The sequence below is a fragment of the Streptomyces sp. NPDC031225 genome (assembly GCF_055570355.1).
The window spans coordinates 47476-68683 of the sequence record NZ_JBVIHJ010000007.1 but is presented as its reverse complement, the minus strand read 5'-3'; the positions used below and the strand labels follow the sequence as shown (position 1 = coordinate 68683).

Genomic DNA, 21208 nt, shown 5'->3' with positions numbered 1-21208 from the left:
ACGGAACAGAGCAGAGGACACAGCAAGCACTCCATGGGAAAGAGACGGCCGGTGCGCGTGGTGGGAGCAAGACGGAGAACGCAGGATCAGAAACCGACGACGGTCTCCACCTGGTCGACGTCCTTCACCGCGCCCGCCCACAACCGGATATCGGTGATCCGGCCGGACAAGTAGTGACTCCAGGCACTGTTCGTCCAACCCTTGCCCGCGGCGAACTCACCGCTGCCGACCGAGGCCGTGTAGGCCTGGGGAGGACTCTGGGGATCACTCCCGACGTAGAGGGTGATGGTGCGCGTCTGCGCGTCGTAGGCCCCCACGAGACCCACCTCGGAGTTCAGAACGGCATCTTCCTTGCTGGACACGGATGTGCCAGAGCCGTCCGTCGTCAGGCGCCCGAAATGCCAGCGGGCCGTCGGCTCGGCTTTGGTGACCGGATTGCCCTCGTCGTCGTAGACCGGGTTGCCCTCGCCATCGACCACCGGTTCGGAGACCATTCCGGTCTTCTCCACCCAAAGGCTCCAGGACGAGCCGTTCGCCGTCCGCTGTCCGAGCACCTGAGCCCGATAGCCGTCGGGCTTGCCGAGCAAATCCTTCGTTGAGACAGCCACCTTCGTCGCCGCGGTGAACGAGCCGGTGTCGGCGACGACAGGGCGGGAGAGGGTCGCCGCCCCCGTGCCGTCGAGGACGAGTGCCTCACCGTCCAACGAAGCACCGGAGGACAGGCTGAGCGTGTTGCCGTACCCGCTCAGGTCTGACAGGGACGTGCCATCGGCGCCGTCAGGGGCGTAGTGGGCCACCAGTTCCATGAGCGCCTTGTTGTCGGCGTCCTTGAGACTCGCCTCCTTCGCGAGTTGCCCCTCGTTCTTGACCTCCTGCCATACCTTCACCTCGTCGATGTCGCCGGTGAAGTACTCGGCGAAGGCCCCCTTCGACTTCACCCGGCCGATCTGGAGGGCGCCATCGGCCGACCAACCGCCTGTGGTAATGGCGTCAGTGCCCTGCTTGATGCCGTTGACGTACAGCGTGAGGGACTTCCCGCCGGCACTCGGGTCGACGACGGCCGCAAGGTGGGTCCACACCTTGGTCTGCGGTGCTTCCAGAGAGTCGACGCGCTGGTTGTCCAGCGCCGTCGTGGAGGTGTCGGCGTCCGCCAGACGCAGGCACCAGCGGTTGGTTCCCGCACAGTATCCGAGGAAGAAGGGGCTGCTGGTGACACCGTTCTGGCCCAGCACGGTCTGCGTGGTCCCGGTGGCCGCGAGCCGCACCCATGCGGCCACGGTGTACGACGCCTGGGTCTCCAGCAGTTTCCCGGGCGTGGCGGCGTAGCCCTGGCCGCCCAGGTTCAGCGCCTTGTCCTCGCCTGTTGCCCCGTTCTCGGTGACGACTCCGCGACGGCCGGTGTTCACGCGTGTACCGGCACTGATCGTCGCGTCGTCACGGTAGACCGCAGCGGAAGTGGAGACGTCCACGGCGTCGCCGGACGCCTCGTTGAACGTCCACCAACCGATCGGGCCATCGCTCTCACCGACCAGGAAACGGACGGCGTTCTCACCGCCGGGCCGGTTGGCCGCGTCCCGCGCCTGAACGGTCAAAGTAATGGTGCCGGAGTCGACCGGGATGATCGACTCAGTGCGCGTTGCTCCGCTCTGCCAGGCACGCCACGTGCTGTCTGTAGACAGCTTGTACCGGTAGGCGGCGTTCACGTCACCCGACGTCGGCCCGAACGTGACCTTTCCCGCGACATTCGGCTTACCCGCAACGGTGCAAGAACCCGGCAGACACGGACTGTAGACGGAATCGAATGTGATGGTCGGCGGCTTGGGTGCCGTGCTGTCCACAGTGAAGTAGCAGTAATGCGTCCAGTCGCTGCTCAGCTTGGAGGCACCCTTGTTGTAGTAGGTGCTGGTCGCGGCCCGGTAGCGATACTGCTTTTTGTCCGCCAGCGTGGCGTCCCAGATCTTGTTCTGGGCAACCCCGTCCCGCGTGTAGCCCGCGGGGGACGGACTCTCCGAACCGGAGGTCGGCTCCTTGGCATCCGACCAGGTGCCGTCGGCATTCTGCACGTCCACGTCGAAGTACACCCGCAGTGACTGGTCGGCCTCTCCACCCGATGCCGTCTGTGCCGTGGCTGTGAGGCTCGGCGTCGGGTCCGTCCACATCGTGGGCGCAGAGTCGCTGGAGCAGATCTCAGCCGTTCCGGTGTCCAGCCCGTACGCGGTCGGGGTTGCGGGCTTGCCGACGTAAGTAACCTGAATCGTCGCGTCGTCGTCGAACCGCTTCCACGCGATCGGGTCCGACTCGTCCTTCGCCATCAACATCAGGGTGAGGGTGGAGAACTTGCCGTCCGCAAACGCCTTGACGGTCGGGGTCAGATTCTCGTCCGGCTCTTCCTTGGTGTTGTCCTTGAAGATAATGGGTGCTCGCGGTTGTGAAGGGGTGCAATTCCCGCCGCGGCCTGCGGACACATTCCGGTCGCTCATCTGGTCCCAGGAGTTGTCGGACTTCGGCCCCCGGGGGCCAGGCCACTTGGAGGATGAGGAGATGCCGTTGGTGCGTTCCAGGTCCACCCAGCGCGGGTCGCACGAGAACGACCAGGTCTCGGTGATCTCGAACTGCGCGGACAGCACGTGCTTGCCCTTCAGCTTCCCCGGAGCGAACTCGAAGTACATGCGGTTGGTGTACGCGCTGCCGGTAGTGCAGGAGTAGACGTACCCGCCGATCACCGCCGAGCCGCAGCGGCCCACGCTCATCCCGTTGTCGCCGCCGGAGAAGTTGTAGAACACGTCACCGTCGGAGGACAGAACGGTGCGCTCGGACTCGCCCAGATCAACGGAAGGGTCGATGTAGAGCGGGAGTTCGGCTGCGGTGGTACTGGCGATCAAGCCGGTGTCCGGGGTGACGACCACCGAGGAAGCGGTGACATCGACGTCCATGACCGCTGCTTCGTCCCCCATGCCGGGGCCCATGAGCGGATCGCCTTCGTCGATCGGACCAGCGGGGCGTTCTTCCGCGTCGGAAGAAGCCTGAATCGGCGCCACTGGTCCCGTCTGCGGGCTGATTCCATCTCTCACTGCGGTGGGCGATTGGCCACCGGCGGAGTTCCACATTCGTGCTGACGGTGAGCGGAACACGACCTGGCCGTTGCCATCCGTCGCTTCCATGCTGCCGGCCGCGCCCTCACGGACGTGCAGACGGGAGACAACCATCGAGTAATCGAGCGAGGCCAGCTCGGGATCCTTGGCCGCGTCCAGGGTCTCGACTTCCAGGACCTGCCTGAAGCCTTCCGCTGTGGCCGTCAGGATCAGGTTCACGTCCGGTAGCACGTCCTCGTAGACGGCCCGCTGTCCCTCAAGACGCGGCTCGGGCAGTGGTCCTGGCCACCCCAAGGTGACCGACTGGCCGTCCTCACCGATCGTCACGAGGCCTTTGCCGTCACCGCCGGATGAGAACGACAGGTCGACCGCGGCCGCTTTTGGCCCCACGGACCCGTCCGAGCGCTTCACCAGCGTCGCGTCCGGTTCCGCCCACCCGCCCCCGGGCTTCTCCACTCTCACTGGGACAATCGACTTGTCCAACGTGAACGTTTCTCCGTCGGGATTGGCGAAGACGGTCTCGCGCTCGGTCCGTTCGGCAACCACCTCGACCGGCTCCCCGGACTCCTTGGCGTCCAGTTGCGCCTGCTCGGTGTCCGAGAGTGCGCCGCGCTCAACTGCGGTTGCTGACACAGTCGTCAGCACCGGATTCAGATTCGGTGTCGTCGCCAGGACGGCAAGCGCCGTCAACGAGATCAGTCGTCCCCGCCGCCGTCTGGCGTCACTCGGCCCACTCAGTCCCCCGTCCCCCACTGCCCCACCCCTTCTTCACGCGCTTCTCACAAGTGAGCAAATGAGAAGTCATGAACGGGCAAGTGTCAAGCAAAGGGGTTTGGCTGGAAATTCGCTAATTGATCGGCGTGGAAAATTTCGTCATCGAAGGCAAAATAGGTCAATTAAACCGTCTCTTCCCGGGTGAACTCTTTGATGTCAAGATCGGGAATGAGAGGTTTTCGAGACGTTGTTGCCGTCCAATTTGATCAGCCGATCAGGGTGGAAACGCAAGATTTCCCCGACGGTGGGTGGGCGGTATGCCCGACCGACGTCACGCCGACCGGCCGCCGTTCCCGTCCCTCGTGTCATAGGCCCGCCGGGCCTCCTCGACCCTCTCCAGGTTCGGCGACCACTGCGCCAGCGTCGCGAACAACGGGGCCAGGCTGCGGCCGAGTTCGGTGATCTCGTACTCGACCCTGGGCGGGACCTCCGCGTGGTACGTGCGGTGGACCAGGCCGTCGCGTTCGAGCTGGCGGAGGCGTTGGGTGAGGACCTTCGGGGTGATCGTGCCGATCCGGCGTTGCAGTTCCACGAAGCGCTGGAGGCCGTACTCGTGAAGGGCCCAGAGGACCGGTGTCGTCCAGCGGCTGAAGACGATGTCGACGACGGGGGCGATCGGGCAGGCGTTCTGGGGTGTGGTCTCGGTCACATCGGTGCCCTTCGTCCAATACTTTCCTCTAGGTACCTACTGACTTCTCGATAGTAGCGTCGCCGTGTGTCCACAGAAGCCTCCGGATCGGGGAACAGAATGATCGTGGTGACCGGTGCTACGGGTAACGTCGGGCGGCCGCTGGTGAAGGCGCTCCTTACGGCGGGGGAGCAGGTGACGGCCGTCTCCCGGCGGAGCCCCGACGAACAACCAGCGGGGGTCCGGCATCACCAGGCCGACCTCTCCGCGCCCCAGACCCTCAAGCCCGCCCTCGACGGGGCCGAAACAATCTTCCTCCTGACCTCCGGCGACTTCATGGCCGCCGGAGGTGACCTCGGACAGGTTCTCGAGGTCGTCCGCGCCGGGGGTGTGCGGCGCGTGGTGCTGCTGTCCTCGCTGGGAGTCGGCAGCGGTGACCATCCCTCCGAACCGGAGGACGCCGTACGGCAGTCGGGTCTCGGGTGGACCATGCTGCGGCCCGGCGGCTTCCACTCCAACACGCTCCAGTGGGCCGGCGCGGTGCGTGCCGGGCGGACGGTGGCGGCACCGTTCGGGGACGTCGCGCTGCCGACCGTCGACCCGGACGACATCGCCGAGGTCGCCGCCGTCGTCCTGCGGGACGCCTCCCACGTCGGGCAGGTCTACGAACTGACCGGGCCCGCCCCGGTGTCCCCCCGTCAGCAGGCCGCCGCGATCGGGGACGCGCTGGGCGAGCCCGTGCGATTCGTGGAGCAGACGCGGGACGAGGCCAGGGCGGAGATGGTGCGGTTCATGCCGGAGCCGGTCGCGGACGCCACCCTCGCCATGCTCGGTGCCCCGTCCGACGGGCTGCTGCGCCCGCGCCCGGACGTGGAGCGGCTCCTCGGCCGTCCGCCCCGCTCCTTCGCCGAGTGGGCGGTCCGCAACGCGGCCGCCTTTCGGTAGAAGCGGCGCATACCCACACGCCCCCTGAACCTCCCACCTCCCGTCGATTACAGTGCAGGGCGTCGTACATACGGACGGTCGCCGCGGGGAGGTCAGAGTGGGTGCGACAACCGGGGCCGTCGTCTGGGGGCGGGCCGAGCAGCAGGACTTCCGCAGCCGGGTGCGAGGCACCCTCCTCGGGGTGGCCGTGGGCGACGCTCTGGGCGCGCCGATAGACGGGCTCGGACTGGACGAGATCCGCGAGGCGTACGGCGCCGAGGGGCTCGTCGACCTCGGGTTCGGGTACGGCAGACGCGGTGCCGTCAGTCATCTTACCCAGCTCACCCTCTTCAGCGTGGACGGGCTGATACGGGCCCAGGTGCGACGGGACACCGGTGCCTGGCATCCGCCCACCGACCTGCACAAGGCGTATCTGCGGTGGGCCGCCACGCAGCGGGACTGGGGGCCCGACGAACGCCGCAAGGACGACGGGTGGCTGGCCCGGGAGGAGTGGCTGTACGCCCGCCGCGACCCGACCCGGTCCCTGCTCCTCGGGTTCGGCGACGACACCATGGGCACCCTGGAGTCGCCCAAGAACCCCGCCGAACTCGGCCCCGAGGCCACGGCCCGGTCCGCGCCCTTCGGGCTGCTCGTCGGATGGGAGCCGCAGCTCGTCGTACAGCTGGCGGTGGAGTGTGCCGCGCAGACCCACGGGCACCCCGTCGCCTATCTGTCGGCGGGCGCGTACGCCGTGATCGTGCACGCGCTGTCCCTCGGCGACAGCCTGGACGGGGCGGTGCAGCGGGCGCTCGCGCTGCTCGCCGCGCGGCCCGGGCACGAGCCCGTGTCCGACGCGCTCCAGCACGCGCTGGGTGCCGTACGGCAGGGGATGCCCACCCCGGCGCGGGTGGAGGAACTGGCGGCCGACGGTTCGGCGGACGGGCTGCTGTCCGCCGCCGTGTACTGCGCGCTGGTCGGGGAGGACGTACGGCACGGCCTGTGCCTCGCCGTGAACCACGACGGCCCCTCCGCCGCGGCCGGCGCCCTCACCGGCGGTCTGCTGGGTGCCCTGCACGGGGAGACGGCCCTCCCGCCGGCCTGGCTGGCCGAACTGGAGGGCCGTCCCACCCTGCTGGAACTCGCCGACGACTTCGCGATGGAGATGACCCAGGGACCGGCGCTGCACGGCCCGGTGGGGGCGTCCCCGGGATGGCTCGCGAGGTATCCGAGGGCCTAGGGCCCTGGAGCCGGCTCTCGGTCCCGGCTCCTGATCCTGGCTCCTGGTCCCGGCTCCTGGTCCCGGCTCCTGGTCCTGGCTCTCAGTCCTTCACTCCCGTGCCGATCACGTCGTCCACACCGCCCGCCGGTGTCGGGATCGCCGCGGCTGCCGTCCCCTCCCCGTCGCCGTCCGTGTTGATCTTCTCGATGATCGCGAGACGTTCCGGGGTGTCCTCCGGCTTCAGGAAGCCGATCAGGATGTAGAGGACGAGCGAGACCGCCAGCGGGATCGAGACCTGGTACTGGAGCGGGACCCCGCCCTCGACGTTCCAGCTGATCGGGTAGTTGACCAGCCAGAAGGCGAGCAGACCCATCGACCAGCTGGTGAGCGCGGCCGTCGGGCCGGAGCGGCGGAACGGGCGGAGCAGGCCCAGCATCATCGGGATGGCCATCGGGCCCATCAGACCGGCGACCCACCTGATGACCACCGTGATGATGTCCTTGAAGGTGGGGGAGTTGACCTGGGTGGCCGCCGCCATCGACAGACCGAGGAAGGCGACCGTCGTGATGCGGGCGGCCCGCAGCCCCTGTCCCTGGCTCCAGCTGCGCGCCCTGCGCCACACCACCGGTGCGCAGTCCCGGGTGAAGACCGCCGCGATCGCGTTGGCGTCGGAGGAGCACATGGCCATGGTGTGCGAGAAGAAACCGACGATGACGAGGCCCAACAGGCCGTGCGGCAGCAGCTGTTCGGTCATCAGGCCGTAGGAGTCGGAGCCGTCCGGCTTCTGCGACTGGACCAGCAGCGGCGACATCCACATGGGGAAGAACAGGACGACCGGCCACACCAGCCACAGGACCGCCGAGAGACGGGCCGAGCGCTCGGCCTCGTGCGCGTTGGCGGTGGCCATGTAGCGCTGGGCCTGGTTGAGCATGCCGCCGTTGTACTCGAAGAGCTTGATGAAGAGGAAGGCGAGCAGGAAGACCGTTCCGTACGGGCCGACCAGCGGCTCGCCGTGGCCCTGGAGCGCGGGCTCGTCCCAGGCGCCGAGGAACCCGATGCCCTTGTCGTTGAGCTTCAGGATCACGGCGATGAACATCGCGACGCCCGCGAGGAGTTGGATGACGAACTGGCCCAACTCCGTGAGGGCGTCGGCCCACAGGCCGCCGATCGTGCAGTAGACGGCCGTGATGCAGCCGGTGATGAGGATGCCCTGGTTGAGCGAGATGCCGGTGAACACCGACAACAGGGTCGCGATCGCGGCCCACTTGGCGCCCACGTCCACGATCTTCAGCAGCATGCCGGACCAGGCCAGCGCCTGCTGCGTCTTCAGGTCGTAGCGGTTCTTCAGGTACTCCAGCGGTGAGGCCACGTGGAGTCGTGAGCGCAGCCGGTTGATGCGCGGCGCGAACAGCTTGGAGCCGACGGCGACACCGAGTGCGATGGGGAAGGACCACGTCACGAAGGACGTCACGCCGTAGGTGTAGGCGATGCCCGCGTACCCGGTGAACATCACCGCGCTGTAGCCCGACATGTGGTGCGAGATGCCGGACAGCCACCACGGCATCTTGCCGCCCGCCGTGAAGAAGTCGCTGACGTCGTCGACGCGCTTGTGCGACCAGATACCGATCGCGACCATCACACCGAAATAGCCGATGAGCACGGCCCAGTCGAGCCCGTTCATATGCGCCCTCCCATGGATCAGCCCGGCGCTCATCGTGGGTGCCACCGCGTGGACACGACAAGCTGGCGTCAGGTCAAAGGGAGGTAAAGATATTCGAGATGATGGCCTGCGTTCACCTATATGAACTCACCGCATCAGCTCCCCGGCGTTGACCAGCAAGGATTGTCCGGTGATCGCCCGCGCCCGGTCCGAGGCCAGGAACACCGTCGCGTCCGCCACGTCCCCGTCGGTCGCGAGGTCGGGCAGTGCCATCCGCTCGGTGAGCCGCTTCAGCACCTCGTCCTCCGGCACGCCCTCCGTGTGCGCCGTGAACTGCACGTACGCCTGTACCGGCGGCCCCCACATCCAGCCCGGCAGCACGGTGTTGACCCGGATCCGGTACGGCCCGAGCTCCCGCGCGAGCGAGTACATCGCGCTGGTCAGCGCCCCCTTCGAGGCGGCGTACGCGGCCTGCCGCACCTGCGTGGGGGCGGCGACGGACGACTGCGTCCCGACGAACACGACCGAACCGCCGCCCGCCGCCCGCAGTCCCGCCAGACAGGCCCGGGTCATCCGCAGCGATCCCAGCAGGTTCACGTCGATGACCGACTGCCAGGTCGTGAAGTCCGCGTCCTCAAGGCCGCCGAAGTAGCTGTCCCACGCCGCCACATGGACGACCGCGTCCAGCCGCCCGAACCGCTCCACCGCCAGCTCCGCGAGCTCGGCGCACTGCCGCTCGTCGGTGATGTCGGTCGACCGGTACGCCGTGTGCGCCCCGTCCGGGTCGATCTCGGCGGCGCTCTTGGCGAGGTTCGCCTCGGTCCGGGCGCCCAGCACCGCGTTCCCGCCGTCCCGTACGACGGCGGCGGCGACCTGATGGCCGAGCCCGGCGCCGACTCCCGACACCACGACGGTCTTTCCGGAGAGGAGTGACATACCGGCGGCCTCCCTGACTCTGGCGCATTATCTGACGGGGCGTCAGAGTATGGGCGAGGCGCCTAGGAAGGGGAAGGGCATGTCCGAGGAGACCCACAGCGAGACGTACGCCGAACTGGCCGCCGCAGGACCCTACGGAGTGCGCCCCGGCCACGCGCTGATCACCATGGTCGAACCGCACCCGGGTCACGAGTACGCCTACAACCGCTGGTACGAGGACGATCACTACTACGCGGGCGCGATGGCCATGCCCTGGATGTACGCCGGTCGCCGCTGGGTGGCCACCCGGGACCTCCAACTCCTGCGCGGCCCCGAGAAGTCGGCGGTCGCGCAGCCCACCACCTCCGGCTGCTACCTCTCCACGTACTGGGTCACCGACGGCCGCTACGACGACCACATGAAGTGGACGGTGGCCATCAACAAGCGCCTCAACCGTGACGGCCGCGTCTACCGCGACCGCACCCACGTCTTCACGGCGTTCCAGGAGCACGAGGCCACGGTCTACCGGGACGGCGCGGCGGGCCCGAGGGACTTCCACGCCCTGGACCACCCGTACGCGGGCCTGGTGCTGGAGGTGATCGACGCCGAATCACCCGAAAAGCGGGGGGAGTTGCTGGAGTGGCTGGTCTCCCGGCACCTCCCGAAGAGGCTGGCCGGCTCCCCGGCGGCGATGGTGACCGTCTTCAGCCCCACGCCTCTCCCCGGCGACCGGATGACCTACGTGAAGCAGGTCGAGGGCGTCGACACCCGCCTCACCCTCCTGTGGTTCCTGGAGACGGACCCGAGGGAGTGCTGGGAGCAGAACTTCACGAACCCGGAGGAACCACCGATGGGTCGGGTGGAGCTGCTGGCGCCTTTCATTCCGACAATCCCGGGCACGGACAAATACGTGGACCAGCTGCGCTGACCGCCTTCAGGGGCGCGGGGCTGTGTCGATATGCGGCTCCGCCGCGTGGGCGCGATCAGCCCCCACCGGCCGGCAGCCGCGAAACTACTTCAACTCATCAGGACAAGGCGTCCCGCGCGGCACCGTGTACGGCGCAGCCAACCGATACGTCCCCGCCTTCGGCGCGATCAGCATCGTCCACTTGTCCCCGTCCGCGTCCTCCGGCGTCTCCAGCAGACACCCGTTGACGTTGGCGAACGCCTTCGGCTCCCCGTCGGCCCGGTTCTTCGACGCCTCCGTCTCCTGCGGAGCCTGCAGCTTCTTGCCGTCCGCGTCGACGATCGACAGCCACGGCGAGTACGGGATCCGGATGACGATCCGGCCCGCCTTCTTCACCCGCATGGTCATCTCGCCCTGCGCGGCCCGGTCGACGACCGTGTTCGGCGAGGCGAGCGGCGCCGGGTCGGTCACCTGGAACAGCTGCCAGTTCGCGTCGCCCCAGATCTGCTTCAGATACGGCATCCCGCGCTGGACCAGCTCCCGCTCCCGCTCACCCCCGTCCCCGTCGGGCTCGTCCTTCGGCACGACCACGAAGTGCACGGCCCACCGCTGCAGCCACTCGTGGTAGTTCGCGGAGTTGAGGGTGTCGTCGTAGAAGAGGGGGTTGCGCTCCATGTCGGCCTGCCGGTTCCAGCCCCGGGCGAGGTTGACGTACGGCGCGAGCGCGGACGCCTCACGGTGGGAGGCGGCCGGTACGACCTCGACGCGGCCCTTCTCGGCGCCGACGCCCTGGAGTTCGTTGACGAGGGGGGCCAGCTCGCGGGCCCAGGACGCCGTGGGCGTCGTGTGGACGACGTCGTCGACGGACTTGAAGCCGACCCAGGTGGCGAAACCGAGGAAGGAGACGACGACGGCGTACCACATGCGGGAGCGCGGCACCGTGAAGGGCAGCGCGGCCACCAGGGCCACCCCCGCGAACAGCATCGGCAGCCGCGAGATGTTGGAGCCGATCTGGGAGCTCACCAGCCAGACCAGGACGACCGAGAGGCTGTACACCCCGGCCGTGATCCGGACCGTCGTCCACTCGCGCGGCGAGAGGAAGTACACGAGGAGGCCGTACGCCAGCGGCAGCAGCACCGAGGCGATCTTCATCGGCTGGGTGCCGGAGAAGGGGAAGAGCCAGGCGGACAGGGCCACCACGGCGGTGGGCGCGATGCCCAGCGCCCAGGCGCCCGGCCGCCTCTTCTGCAGGAAGAGGGCGACCGCCACCAGGCCCACGAACAGACCGGCCACCGGGGACGCCATGGTCGCCAGGGCGGCGAGCGGGGCCGCGCAGGCCGCCTTGGCCCAGCGTTTGTAGCGCAGGCGGTGCGGCCAGCAGAAGACGACGGCGACCGCGCCGAGCGCGAACATGGTGCCGAGGCCGAAGGTCACCCGGCCCGAGGCCGCGTTGCACAGGAAGGCGTACACGCCCGCCAGCGAGGCCCACAGCGGGTTCCGCACCGACCGGCTGCGGATGAGGATCAGCGTCAGCAGCCCGGCCGAGACGGTCCCGGCGAGCATCATCGTCGTACGGACGCCGAGGACCGACATCAGATACGGCGAGACGATGCTGTACGACACCGGGTGCATGCCGCCGTACCAGGCGAGGTTGTACGCGGAGTCGGGGTGCCGGCCGACGAACTCGGCCCACGCGTCCTGCGCCGCCAGGTCGCCGCCGCTGTTCGCGAACGTGAAGAACCAGACGATGTGGAGGATGCCGGAGAGCACGGTGAGGGAGACCACCGGATGGCGCAGCATGCGCTCGCGCAGCGCGAGGAGGGCGGCCCTGGCCCGCTCCCTGCCCCGGAGGGGCCCGCCGTTCCCGGTCTCAGATTCCGCGGGCACGCGTATTCGCGGCCCGGTACCCGGCCCAGGGTCGGTGTCGTCGGCGCGTGTCGGCTCCGCAGTGGCCACCTGAAGGCACTCCCCGTGGTGTCCCGTCTTCATGTCCCGGCCGCGTCCCAGCGGCACCTGCCCCGGTTCGTGACGCTAGCACGCGGCCCGCCGGCCCGAACCCCGACGGGGTCCGGCCGACGGGCCGCGCGGTGCGTCCGTCCCGTTTCCGGTCAGCCGACGCGGGTCAGCTTGTCGGTGAAGCCCGGTTCGGCCAGATCCTTCTGGAGGGTGACCGGGACCTCGACGGCACCGCCGTCGCCGTCACCGACGGTCAGCGTGCCGACCTTGGTGCCGGCCTGCGCGGTGTGCGGCACGTCGTCGGCGGCGAAGGACAGCTTCACCTTCAGGCCGGGCCAGCCGACGGCGGTGACGTCCTTGGTGAGCACGACGGGGGTGTGACCGCCTAGCCCGTCGTCCACGTACCCGACGACGTCGCCCTTCTTGAGGATCTTCGCGGACTCCAGCGCGCCCTGCGCCGCCAGGACGAGCTGTTTGCCCGCGTACAGGGCGCCCGCGAGGATCGTGTTGTCGTCACCGCCCGCGGGCTGCCGCACCACGGCTCCGACGATCCGGTGGGTCTCGCCGTTCACGTCCTTCTTCGCCGCGAAGACGAGGTTGCCGAGAGCGGAGGTGGTGGTGCCGGTCTTGATGCCGACGACGTTGTTGTAGCCCACCAGGCGGTTGAAGTTGTTGTGCTTGTTGTTCTTGTAGTCGTAGTACGACATCACGGCTGCGACCTCGCGGAAGGCGGGCAGCTCCATCGCCGTCCTGGCCAGCTTCACCTGGTCCACGGCCGTGCTCACCGTCGTGTTGTTCAGGCCCGACGGGTCGGTGTACGTGGTGTTGGTCATGCCGAGGTCCTTGGCGGTGGCGTTCATCTTGGTGACGAACGCCTTCTCGGACCCGGAGTCCCAGCGGGCGAGCAGTCGCGCGACGTTGTTCGCGGACGCGATCAGGATGTCCGTGAGTGCCTCGCGCTGGGTGATGCTGTCGCCCGCGGTCACGGGGACGGTGGACTCGTCCTTGGCCGTGACCTGGTCCTGGGCCAGCTGATCGATCTTGATCTTCGGGCCGTCGGCGCCGCTCTTGAGCGGGTGGTCGCGCAGGATGATGTACGCGGTCATCACCTTCGCGACACTGGCGATCGGCACGGGCTTCTGGCCACCGGACGAGCCGAACGTGCCGACGCCCTGCACGTCCAGCGCGGCCTGTCCCTCGGCGGGCCAGGGGATGTCGACCTTGCCGCCCTCGAAGGTGTACGTCTGCTCGCCGGTGAGCTGGAGCGTGGGGGCGGGCAGCGCGCGCAGATTCTGCACGACTGCGAACACGACCACGAGCAGCAGGACGAGAGGCGTCCAGATCTTCAGCCGGCGCGCGACGGTGCGCAGGGGGCTGGGCGGGGGCGGCGGGGTGTTGGTCAGTTCGGCCAGCAGGTCGAGCGGGGGCCTCGGCGGCAGCGGCTGCTGCGTGGTCCGCTCCGGACCGACCTGGGGGACTACGGCGGTCACGTCCGCCCTCGGCCGGGGTTCGCGGGGTTCGCGGGTTTCGTCCAGCGGCTTCAGTGCGACGAACTTGCTCGTCCGCTCGGCCTCGGTCGGCTGGTCGGCCGGCTGCCCGGGGGGCGCCGCCGCCTTGCCGACCTTCAGCGTGGTGGTGGGTTGGTCCACGGGGGGCCGGGGGGCCTTGAAGACGGCGGTGGGCTGATCGACGGGCGACTGATCGTCGTCGGTCGCGTCGGCCTTGCCGTCCTCGTCGGCCTTGGAGGTCTCGCCCTTGTCGGCGGGGTCGTCGGTTTGCTGCGGCTCGGTGGGGGCTGGTTGCGCAGTTCCCCGCGCCCCTGGGGAGTCCGGCTTGTCGGTGTCGGCAGGGACTGCGTCTTCTGCGTCCGTGTCGGCGGGGTCGGCTGCCGGGTCCGGGTCCGCGTCCGCCGCGGTGTCCGCGTCGGCGTCCGGCTCGGTCTCGGGCTCCGCCGCGGTGTCCGGCTCGCTGTCGGTCTCCGCGTCCGGCTCCGGCTCCGGCTCCGGTGTCGAGTCGTTCTCGCTTGGCGCGGGGGCGTCCGTGTCCTCGGGGGTGTCCCCCGTCGAGACCCACGCCGCCACCGCGTCTCGGAGGCGCGCGTCTCGCTCGCCGGGGTCCTCGGAGGGCTCAGGGGCCTCCTCCGGGGCCGGAGCGCCGCTTTCGGGGCTCCCTGTGCCCGAACCCTCCGCCGCGGCCTCTGTGGGGCCCTCGGGGGCCTCCTCGGGGGTCTCGGGGGTCTTCGGGAGTTCCCGTACCGAGAAGATCCTCGTGGCGGTGTCGATGCCTCCGAGGGAGATGGACTCCTTCGCCACCGCCAGCCGGGGGTCGGGAGTCGCGCTCCTCGCCTCGGGAACCGGACTCGCGCTCCCCGACGTCGGTTCTCCCGACGACTTGTGCTGCTTCGACCTGTCGGGGGACTCGCCCGCCACCGATGCCTCCTCTTGTGCCGCACGTGATGGGTATCCGTCACCGTGCGTCCGCCGAACCGTTGAATCGCCGCCCGGGCAACCGCCACACCACGCTGTCCGAACCATGTACCAGTGTCCTGTGTGTGGCCTTGTCCCAAGCGGTAGACGAGAACGACATACCTACTGGTTCCACTACAAACAGGTCACGCACCCTCGACAGACCAATGTGAGAGGGGTCACCCTGTCTTTCATCCACGCGGGGAGGCATGGATGGGCAGGAGCCGCAGAACGCTTCCGGAAGAGCTTCTACTGCTGGCGTTGGACCCGACCACGGGTACCACCGCACAGCCGCAGTCGCTCGACCTCGGACTGGCCGGAGCACAGCTAGTGGAGCTGGCGCTGGCCGGACGGATAGCCCCAGACGGGGATCGTATCGCCGTGGTAGCCCCACGGCCGACTGGAGATCCGACTTTGGACTGCGCGTTGGAGTTGCTGCGAAGGCGTGGCGCTCCCGTGCGGGCAGTGAACTGGATCGGCGGGCCACGACTGGGGCTCCGTCAGACCTACCTCTCGCATCTGGAGCGGTGCGGCATGGTGCATGCCGTGGCGGGTCAGATGTGCGGAGTGCTGCCGACGACTCGCTACCAGGCGACGGACAACGAGATCAGCCGGGAGATCAAGGCCCGACTGGACTCGGCGATCCGCACCGGCGTACCGCCGGACCCGCGGACCGCGGCGCTCGCCGCCCTGGCACACGCGGTCGGCCTCGGCAAGCACCTGTATCCGGGCAACGAGGGACGATCCTCGCGCTCCCGGCTGCGGGACCTCATCAGGCACGACCCGATGGGCGGTCTCGTCGCGCACGCGGTGATGGACGTCCAGAACGGCGTGGCGGCGCAGCCGCGCCGCAGCCCGGCACCCGCCGGCCGTCAGGCCGCCCCGGGAGCCAGGCCCGCACCGGAACCCGCTCGCGGCGTCCCGATGCAACCGCGCCGAGGACCGATGGCGCGCGCCGTGGCTCACTGAGCCGCAGTTCCACGGCACGCACCGTCGGACAGCACCACCGCACGACCCGCACCACCGCACGACCCGCACCACCGCACGACCCGCACCACTCAGCGCCGCACCTCCAGTCCCCAGGACCGGTTCGGGAGCCGCTGGTCCGCGCGGGGCGACGGAACCGTACGTCCGTACATCGGACGTCGTCGGGTTCCGACGTCCCGCGCGGCCGCATGTCCGGGCCCTGCCGCCAGGTTGTCCTCAACTGACGTGCACGCAGCGCATATACGCGGTTTCCCAGCGGTAATAAGCACCTTGGTGGCAGTCTGCTCAACAGCAGATACGCAAAGTCAAGAACGAGGCACGCAGCCGGAGGTGCACGTCCCGTGGCGTCCAATGTCAATCCCACCGTGAGGCGACGCCGGCTGGGCCAGGAGCTGCGCAGGCTCCGTGAGCTCAAGGGCATGACGGCCGAGGAGGTCGCCGAACGCCTGCTGGTGTCGCAGTCGAAGATCAGCCGGCTGGAGAACGGCCGGCGCAGCATCAGCCAGCGTGATGTCCGCGACCTGTGCGGCGTGTACGAGGTCGAGGACCAGCGCATCGTCGAATCCCTCATGCAAATGGCCAAGGACTCGCGGCAGCAGGGCTGGTGGCACGCGTTCGGGGACATTCCGTACAGCGTCTACATCGGTCTGGAGACCGACGCCGAGTCGCTGCGCGTGTACGAACCCCAGATCATCACCGGCCTGTTGCAGACCCGGCCGTACGCCGAGGCCATCGTGCGCGGCGGCGCGCCCGAGGCGACGGAGACGGAGAACGACAAGCGCGTCGAGGTGCGGCTGCGCAGGCAGAGCCGGGTCGCCGCCGAACAGGACCCGCTGCGGCTGTGGGTGGTCCTGGACGAGGCGTCCCTGCGCCGGGTCGTCGGCGGCCGGCAGATCATGCGCGAGCAGCTGGAGTACCTCGTCGAGATGTCCCAGCAGCCCCATATCACCGTGCAGGTACTGCCGTTCGACGTCGGCGCGCATCCCGGGCTCAGCGGCCAGTACTCCATCCTGGAGTTCTCGGACGCGGCGGACTCCAGCGTCGTCTACATCGAGGGTGTCACCAGCGACCTGTACCTGGAGAAGGCGCACGACGTGCAGAAGTACACAGTGATGTACGAGCACTTGAGGGCGCAGGCGCTCAACGTCGACCAGTCGCGTCAGCTGATCGAGGACCTCGCCAAGGAGTACGCCCGGGAGTACGCCCGTTGAGCTTCTTCCTGACAGGGCGGGCCGGATAGTACACCCCGGCCACGTCCATTTGGAAGAGTCCCTTGGAATATGCCGCCAGAAGAGTGAATGACTGCTCCGAAAGATGAGGCCTGCGAGTAGCGTCGATCACGCCAACGATCAGTAAAGGTTGGCGGAATCCGAACACTGCGCATCTGGCTACGGAGCGAATATGGCAATTCGTCTGGGCGACCTGGACTCATGGACGACCTCTACCTACACCAACGCCAACGGGGCGTGCCTGATGGTGAGGTCGACCGAAGAGGAAGCACTCGAACTCGGCGACACCAAGATCCCCGAGGGCCCCAAGCTGGCCTTCCCCGCCGAGGCGTGGAGTGCCTTCGTGTCCTCGGTCAAGGTGTGAGGGGCGGATCGGCCTGATCCCCGTCCCGTTCACCCATAACTGCACACGACAACTGCTCGCGACAACTGCACAAGCACGACCACAGAGCCCTCTCGACCAGATCGCCGTCCTTGCCGAGGGGGCTCGGCCATGGCCTGCGGCGTTTCGGCCGGGGGCCGTGTGTCGGATGCGGGTGGGTTGTGGCTGGTCCCGCCCACGCGGCGGAGCCGCATATCGATGCCGACCCGCGCCCCCCCCCGGGTGGGTACACCTGGACCTGCTCAAGGGGCGCGGGGCCGCATCACCTCACCGGAAACGCCACGTCACACACCGGGTCCTCCGGCCCCGCGGCCTCCCAGTCCGCGAAGTACACCTCCCGGCACGGCCCCGCCTGCGTGAGCCCCTGCGCCGCGATCCACTCCTCCACCGCCTCGAACGCGGCCATGATCTGCGGATGCGCCACCTGCGCCTTGGAGACCCGGGTGTACGCCAGCCGCCGCGCGGGCTCCACCCGCACCGCCGTCTCCCAGGCCCGCCCCCGCCGCCCGGCCCACGCCCGCGCCGCCGCCTCGTCCGCGACCGGCACACAGGACTCGGCGGGGCCGTCGCTCTCCATCGACACCTCGGAGTGGTAGACGACGTACGGCGCCGCCGGGACCCCTCCGCACTCCCGGGCCGCCCGCTCCAGCCGCTCCAGCGAGGCGCCGATCCAGGCGGGCAGCTCATCGGCCAGCGTGTGCCGGGTCTCGGTGATCACCACTTGTTCGGGTACGTCCACCGTCTCGACCACGAACTTTCCGTACATCTCGGAGCTCCTCCCCGACAGCCGTCCACGGAGGTACTCGGCGAGTGTCCGCTGCCGGGCCAGCCGGTCCTCCACGTCCGCCCAGTACGCGGTGAGCAGTTCGGCGCCCTCGGCGCCGCCCGCCTCCACGACCTCGGCGATCCGCGCGAGCGGCATGTCGAGGTGGCGCAACATGGCCACGAGGCGGGCCTGTTCGGCCTGCCCGGCGCGGTAGTAGCGGTATCCGCTGGCCACGTCGACATACGCGGGGCACAGCAGCCCGAGCCGGTCGTACAGCCGCAGCGCCTTGGCGGAAAGCCGGCAGCGTGCGGCGAACGCGCCGATCGTCAGCAGCTCTTTCTCGTCCACCTCGGCATCCTCCGTCACCGGACGGGTCCTTCCGCCCGGTGACGCAGACGCTCGACCCTGCCCCAGGGGCAAGGTCAACACAGGGCTCAGCCGAGCGCGCTCTCCACGGCGGTGACGATGGTGTCCGACTCCGGCTCGGTCTGCGGCGAGAACCGGGCCACGACCGTCCCGTCCCGGCCGATGAGGAACTTCTCGAAGTTCCAGCGGATGTCGCCACCGTGCCCCTCGGCATCCTCGACCCCGACGAGCCGCTCGTACAGCGCGTGCCGGCCCTCGCCGTTCACCTCGACCTTCTCGGTCAGCGGGAAGGTCACGCCGTACGTCGCCGAGCAGAACTCGGCGATCTCCTCGGCGTTGCCGGGCTCCTGCCCGAGGAACTGGTTGCAGGGCACGCCGAGCACGGTGAAGCCCCGCTCGGCGTACCGCTCCTGGAGCTTCTCCAGTCCGTTGTACTGCGGGGTCAGACCGCACTTGGAGGCGACGTTGACGATGAGGACCGCCTTGCCGGCGTACTGGGCGAGGTCCGCGGAACCGCCGGTCAGGGCGTCGATCTCGACGTCGAGAGGAGAGGAAGGGGCATCTGTAGTCATGAGCGGATGCTAACTCCGCCCCGTGCACCCCGCGGATTCCCCGCTCCCGCCTTCCCCGCCCCGGACGCCTCCACCAGCACCTCCCCGGCCGCCGTCCGCACGTACAGCACCGACCGCCCGGCCCGCCGCCGCTCCACGAGGCCCGCGTCCAGCAGCACCCGCAGATGCCGTCCCACCGACCCGAGCCCCTGCCCGGTCACGGCGACGAGCTGGCTGGTGCTCAGAGGGGAGTCGAGCAGGACGAGCACCCTGGCCCGCCCGGTGCCGAGCAGGGTGCCCAGGCTCGCGGGCACGCTCCGGGCACCCGGGTCGGCGAGGGCGCCCGCGCAGCCGTAGACGAGGGCGTACCGTCCCGGCTCCTCCCAGGTCGCCCAGCCGCGTCCGTGGGTGACGGGGACGAAGACGAGTTCGGCGCCGCGGATGTCGCGGGGCGGGCGATCGCGCCGGTTCACCTGGAGCCGGTTGTCGCCGAGCCAGCGGGTCTGGCCCGGCAGCAGGGAGTCGATGACGGCCGCCCAGCCGCCCCGGCTCACCTGTGCGGTCCGGGCGACCACGTCCGCCTCCAGGATCCGCCGCCGACGGTCCCAGTACGGCCGTACGGTCCGCGTCCAGACGTAGGAGAGGAGCGCGGCCGCCCGCTCGGGGAGGTCGTCGCGGTCCAGGATCGCGGGGAGCGGACCGCGGAGGGAGACCTGGACGTTCGCGCGGGCCTCAGCCGGATCGCTGGCCCGGATCCGGGCCAGCGTCTCCTCCAGGGGTGCCCCCTCCGGCGGCAGGGGGGCGAGGAAGTCGGCGATCCACGACGTGCCCATCGCGGAGCGCACCAGCAGCGCGGTCACCGGGTCGGCCGCGAGGCGGGCGCGATAGCCGGGAAGGTGCGCGCGGAGCCAGGCGTCCTCGCCGGGGTGGGCGCCGGTGCCGGTGTTCAGCAGCCGCAGGGTCGCGAAGGTCTCGGTGAACGGGCAGACCAAGAACCGGCTGCGGACGAGCGTGTCCGCGTCGACCTGCCACCAGCCCATCAAAGCCCCCCGTGGTTTCGCGACCGCGCGAAACACTAACCGTCAGCCGCCGACCGCTCCGAGACTCCCCCGCATGCGCAGCTACCGCACCCTCCTCCGGACCCCGGAGTACAGCCCCTTCCTGCTCTCCTTCGCCGCCTACGCCGCCGCCCAGACCATCGGCGGCCTGGCCCTCGGCACACTGGTCTACCGGGCCACCGACTCCCCGCTGCTGTCGGCGGTGAGCATGTTCGGGCCGCAGCTGGCGCAGTTACTGGGAGGCGCGTTCCTGCTCTCGGCCGCCGACCGGCTGCCGCCGCGCGCGATCCTGACCGTCATCTCCCTCGCCTTCGCGGCGGGTACGGCGGTGCTGGCGGTGCCGGGTCTGCCGATCTGGGGGATCTTCGTGATCCTGCTCCTGCAGGGCCTGGTCGCGTCACTGGGCGGGGGAGTGCGCGGCGGCCTGATGAACGAGATCCTCCCCAAGGACGGCTATGTCCTTGGCCGTTCGGTCTTCAACATGCTCTGGGGTCTGATCCAGATCACCGGCTTCGCGACGGGCGGCGCCCTGCTGACGCTGCTGTCCCCGCGCGCCTGCCTGCTCCTCACGACGGCGTTCTACCTGCTCTCGGCCCTCGTCACCCGCCTCGGCCTCACGGCTCGCCCGCCGCGCTCCGCCGGCCGCCCCTCCGTCGCGGCGACCTGGCGCACCAACGCCCTCCTGTGGTCCTCCCGCCCTCGCCGCCTGGCATACCTGGGCCTGTGGGTCCCCAACGGCCTGATCGTCGGCAGCGATTCGCTCTACGTCTCCTACGCCCCCTCGGCCGCCGGCACGATGTACGCGTGCGGGGCGCTGGGCATGTTCGTGGGTGACATGGCGGTGGGCCGCCTGGTACCGCCCGCGCTGCGCCCCCGCCTCGCGACCCCGCTGCGGTTGCTGCTGGCGGTGCCGTACCTGTTCTTCGTCCTGCGGCCGGGGGTGGCGCTGTCACTTCTGGCCGCCGCGGTGGCCTCCGTGGGCTTCGCCGCGTCCCTGGTCCTCCAGGAACGCCTGATGTCCCTCACGCCCGACGAACTCGCCGGTCAGGCCCTCGGGTTGCACACCACCGGCATGGTCGCCCTCCAGGGCATCGGCGCGGTCCTCGCGGGCACCCTGGCCCAACTCACCTCACCGGCAACGGCGATGACGCTGATGGCGGCCCTGTCGATCGCCGTGACCCTGACGCTCTCAGCGCTGGGCCAGCGTGAGGAACGCCGTCCAGGTGCCGGGGGCGACGGTGAGCGCGGGGCCGCCGGAGTTCTTGGAGTCGCGGATGTGGACGGTGCGGGGTGAGGTGGTGCTCATGCCGATGAACTCCCCACATAGGG

16 protein-coding genes and 1 pseudogene are annotated in these 21208 nt (G+C 69.4%); 7 read left to right on the top strand and 10 right to left on the bottom strand.

All coding sequences use genetic code 11. The features are described from left to right. Positions 1–86: 86 nt before the first annotated feature. Positions 87–3782, bottom strand: coding sequence for a laminin G domain-containing protein (locus ACZ48Z_RS13935; RefSeq protein WP_468736062.1), 3696 nt, complete (start codon positions 3780–3782; stop codon positions 87–89). A 355-nt stretch (positions 3783–4137) separates the two neighbouring features. Next, positions 4138–4515, bottom strand: a complete 378-nt coding sequence (locus ACZ48Z_RS13930; protein ID WP_468736061.1) for a winged helix-turn-helix transcriptional regulator — start codon at positions 4513–4515, stop codon at positions 4138–4140. Between the two features lie 99 nt (positions 4516–4614). Here ACZ48Z_RS13930 and ACZ48Z_RS13925 point away from each other — a divergent pair, with 99 nt between their 5' ends. Then, complete coding sequence (locus ACZ48Z_RS13925) at positions 4615–5439, top strand: NAD(P)H-binding protein (protein WP_468736334.1); 825 nt, start codon at positions 4615–4617, stop codon at positions 5437–5439. A gap of 97 nt (positions 5440–5536) precedes the next feature. Further along, the gene (locus ACZ48Z_RS13920) at positions 5537–6655 is read left to right on the top strand and encodes an ADP-ribosylglycohydrolase family protein (protein ID WP_389106714.1); all 1119 of its coding nucleotides are present in this window, start codon (positions 5537–5539) and stop codon (positions 6653–6655) included. Between the two features lie 82 nt (positions 6656–6737). Here the strand turns inward: ACZ48Z_RS13920 and ACZ48Z_RS13915 are convergent, their stop codons facing one another. Both ACZ48Z_RS13915 and ACZ48Z_RS13910 read right to left on the bottom strand, forming a co-directional pair. Beyond that, on the bottom strand, positions 6738–8318 hold the full coding sequence (locus ACZ48Z_RS13915; RefSeq protein ID WP_468736060.1) for a sodium:solute symporter family protein: 1581 nt from the start codon (positions 8316–8318) through the stop codon (positions 6738–6740). Positions 8319–8444: 126 nt separating this feature from the next. Then, on the bottom strand, positions 8445–9233 hold the full coding sequence (locus ACZ48Z_RS13910; RefSeq protein WP_468736059.1) for an SDR family oxidoreductase: 789 nt from the start codon (positions 9231–9233) through the stop codon (positions 8445–8447). A gap of 79 nt (positions 9234–9312) precedes the next feature. Here ACZ48Z_RS13910 and ACZ48Z_RS13905 point away from each other — a divergent pair, with 79 nt between their 5' ends. Continuing rightward, the gene (locus ACZ48Z_RS13905) at positions 9313–10140 is read left to right on the top strand and encodes a hypothetical protein (RefSeq protein WP_468736058.1); all 828 of its coding nucleotides are present in this window, start codon (positions 9313–9315) and stop codon (positions 10138–10140) included. An 84-nt stretch (positions 10141–10224) separates the two neighbouring features. Here ACZ48Z_RS13905 and ACZ48Z_RS13900 read toward each other — a convergent pair whose 3' ends face one another. Both ACZ48Z_RS13900 and ACZ48Z_RS13895 read right to left on the bottom strand, forming a co-directional pair. Next, on the bottom strand, positions 10225–12075 hold the full coding sequence (locus tag ACZ48Z_RS13900; RefSeq protein ID WP_468736057.1) for an MFS transporter: 1851 nt from the start codon (positions 12073–12075) through the stop codon (positions 10225–10227). A 152-nt stretch (positions 12076–12227) separates the two neighbouring features. Beyond that, the gene (locus ACZ48Z_RS13895) at positions 12228–14504 is read right to left on the bottom strand and encodes a D-alanyl-D-alanine carboxypeptidase (protein WP_468736056.1); all 2277 of its coding nucleotides are present in this window, start codon (positions 14502–14504) and stop codon (positions 12228–12230) included. A 249-nt stretch (positions 14505–14753) separates the two neighbouring features. On the opposite strand from ACZ48Z_RS13895, the gene ACZ48Z_RS13890 reads away from it, so the two are divergent. The 3 genes from ACZ48Z_RS13890 (at position 14754) to ACZ48Z_RS13880 (ending at position 17120) form a co-directional block, all read left to right on the top strand. Then, on the top strand, positions 14754–15509 hold the full coding sequence (locus ACZ48Z_RS13890; RefSeq protein WP_007382717.1) for a GOLPH3/VPS74 family protein: 756 nt from the start codon (positions 14754–14756) through the stop codon (positions 15507–15509). A gap of 359 nt (positions 15510–15868) precedes the next feature. Continuing rightward, positions 15869–16738, top strand: a complete 870-nt coding sequence (locus ACZ48Z_RS13885; RefSeq protein WP_328748166.1) for a helix-turn-helix domain-containing protein — start codon at positions 15869–15871, stop codon at positions 16736–16738. A gap of 190 nt (positions 16739–16928) precedes the next feature. Beyond that, the gene (locus ACZ48Z_RS13880) at positions 16929–17120 is read left to right on the top strand and encodes a DUF397 domain-containing protein (protein WP_468736055.1); all 192 of its coding nucleotides are present in this window, start codon (positions 16929–16931) and stop codon (positions 17118–17120) included. A 280-nt stretch (positions 17121–17400) separates the two neighbouring features. On the opposite strand, the gene ACZ48Z_RS13875 is transcribed toward ACZ48Z_RS13880, so the two are convergent. The 3 genes from ACZ48Z_RS13875 to ACZ48Z_RS13865 all read right to left on the bottom strand — a co-directional run bounded on the left by ACZ48Z_RS13875 (position 17401) and on the right by ACZ48Z_RS13865 (position 19861). Further along, positions 17401–18270: a MerR family transcriptional regulator gene (locus ACZ48Z_RS13875; protein ID WP_468736054.1), complete on the bottom strand. Its 870-nt coding sequence runs from the start codon at positions 18268–18270 to the stop codon at positions 17401–17403. 68 nt (positions 18271–18338) lie between these two features. Beyond that, entirely contained in the window at positions 18339–18842 is a 504-nt protein-coding gene (locus ACZ48Z_RS13870) for a glutathione peroxidase (RefSeq protein ID WP_468736053.1), read from the bottom strand. Further along, positions 18839–19861, bottom strand: a complete 1023-nt coding sequence (locus ACZ48Z_RS13865; protein ID WP_468736052.1) for an ArsR/SmtB family transcription factor — start codon at positions 19859–19861, stop codon at positions 18839–18841. The genes ACZ48Z_RS13870 and ACZ48Z_RS13865 overlap by 4 nt, the downstream gene beginning before the upstream one ends. Before the next feature lie 73 nt (positions 19862–19934). Here ACZ48Z_RS13865 and ACZ48Z_RS13860 point away from each other — a divergent pair. Then, positions 19935–20816 (top strand): annotated as a pseudogene (locus tag ACZ48Z_RS13860) (MFS transporter); the annotation flags it as partial. 252 nt (positions 20817–21068) lie between these two features. Here ACZ48Z_RS13860 and ACZ48Z_RS13855 read toward each other — a convergent pair. Beyond that, complete coding sequence (locus tag ACZ48Z_RS13855) at positions 21069–21185, bottom strand: DUF397 domain-containing protein (RefSeq protein ID WP_468736051.1); 117 nt, start codon at positions 21183–21185, stop codon at positions 21069–21071. Positions 21186–21208 lie beyond the last annotated feature (23 nt).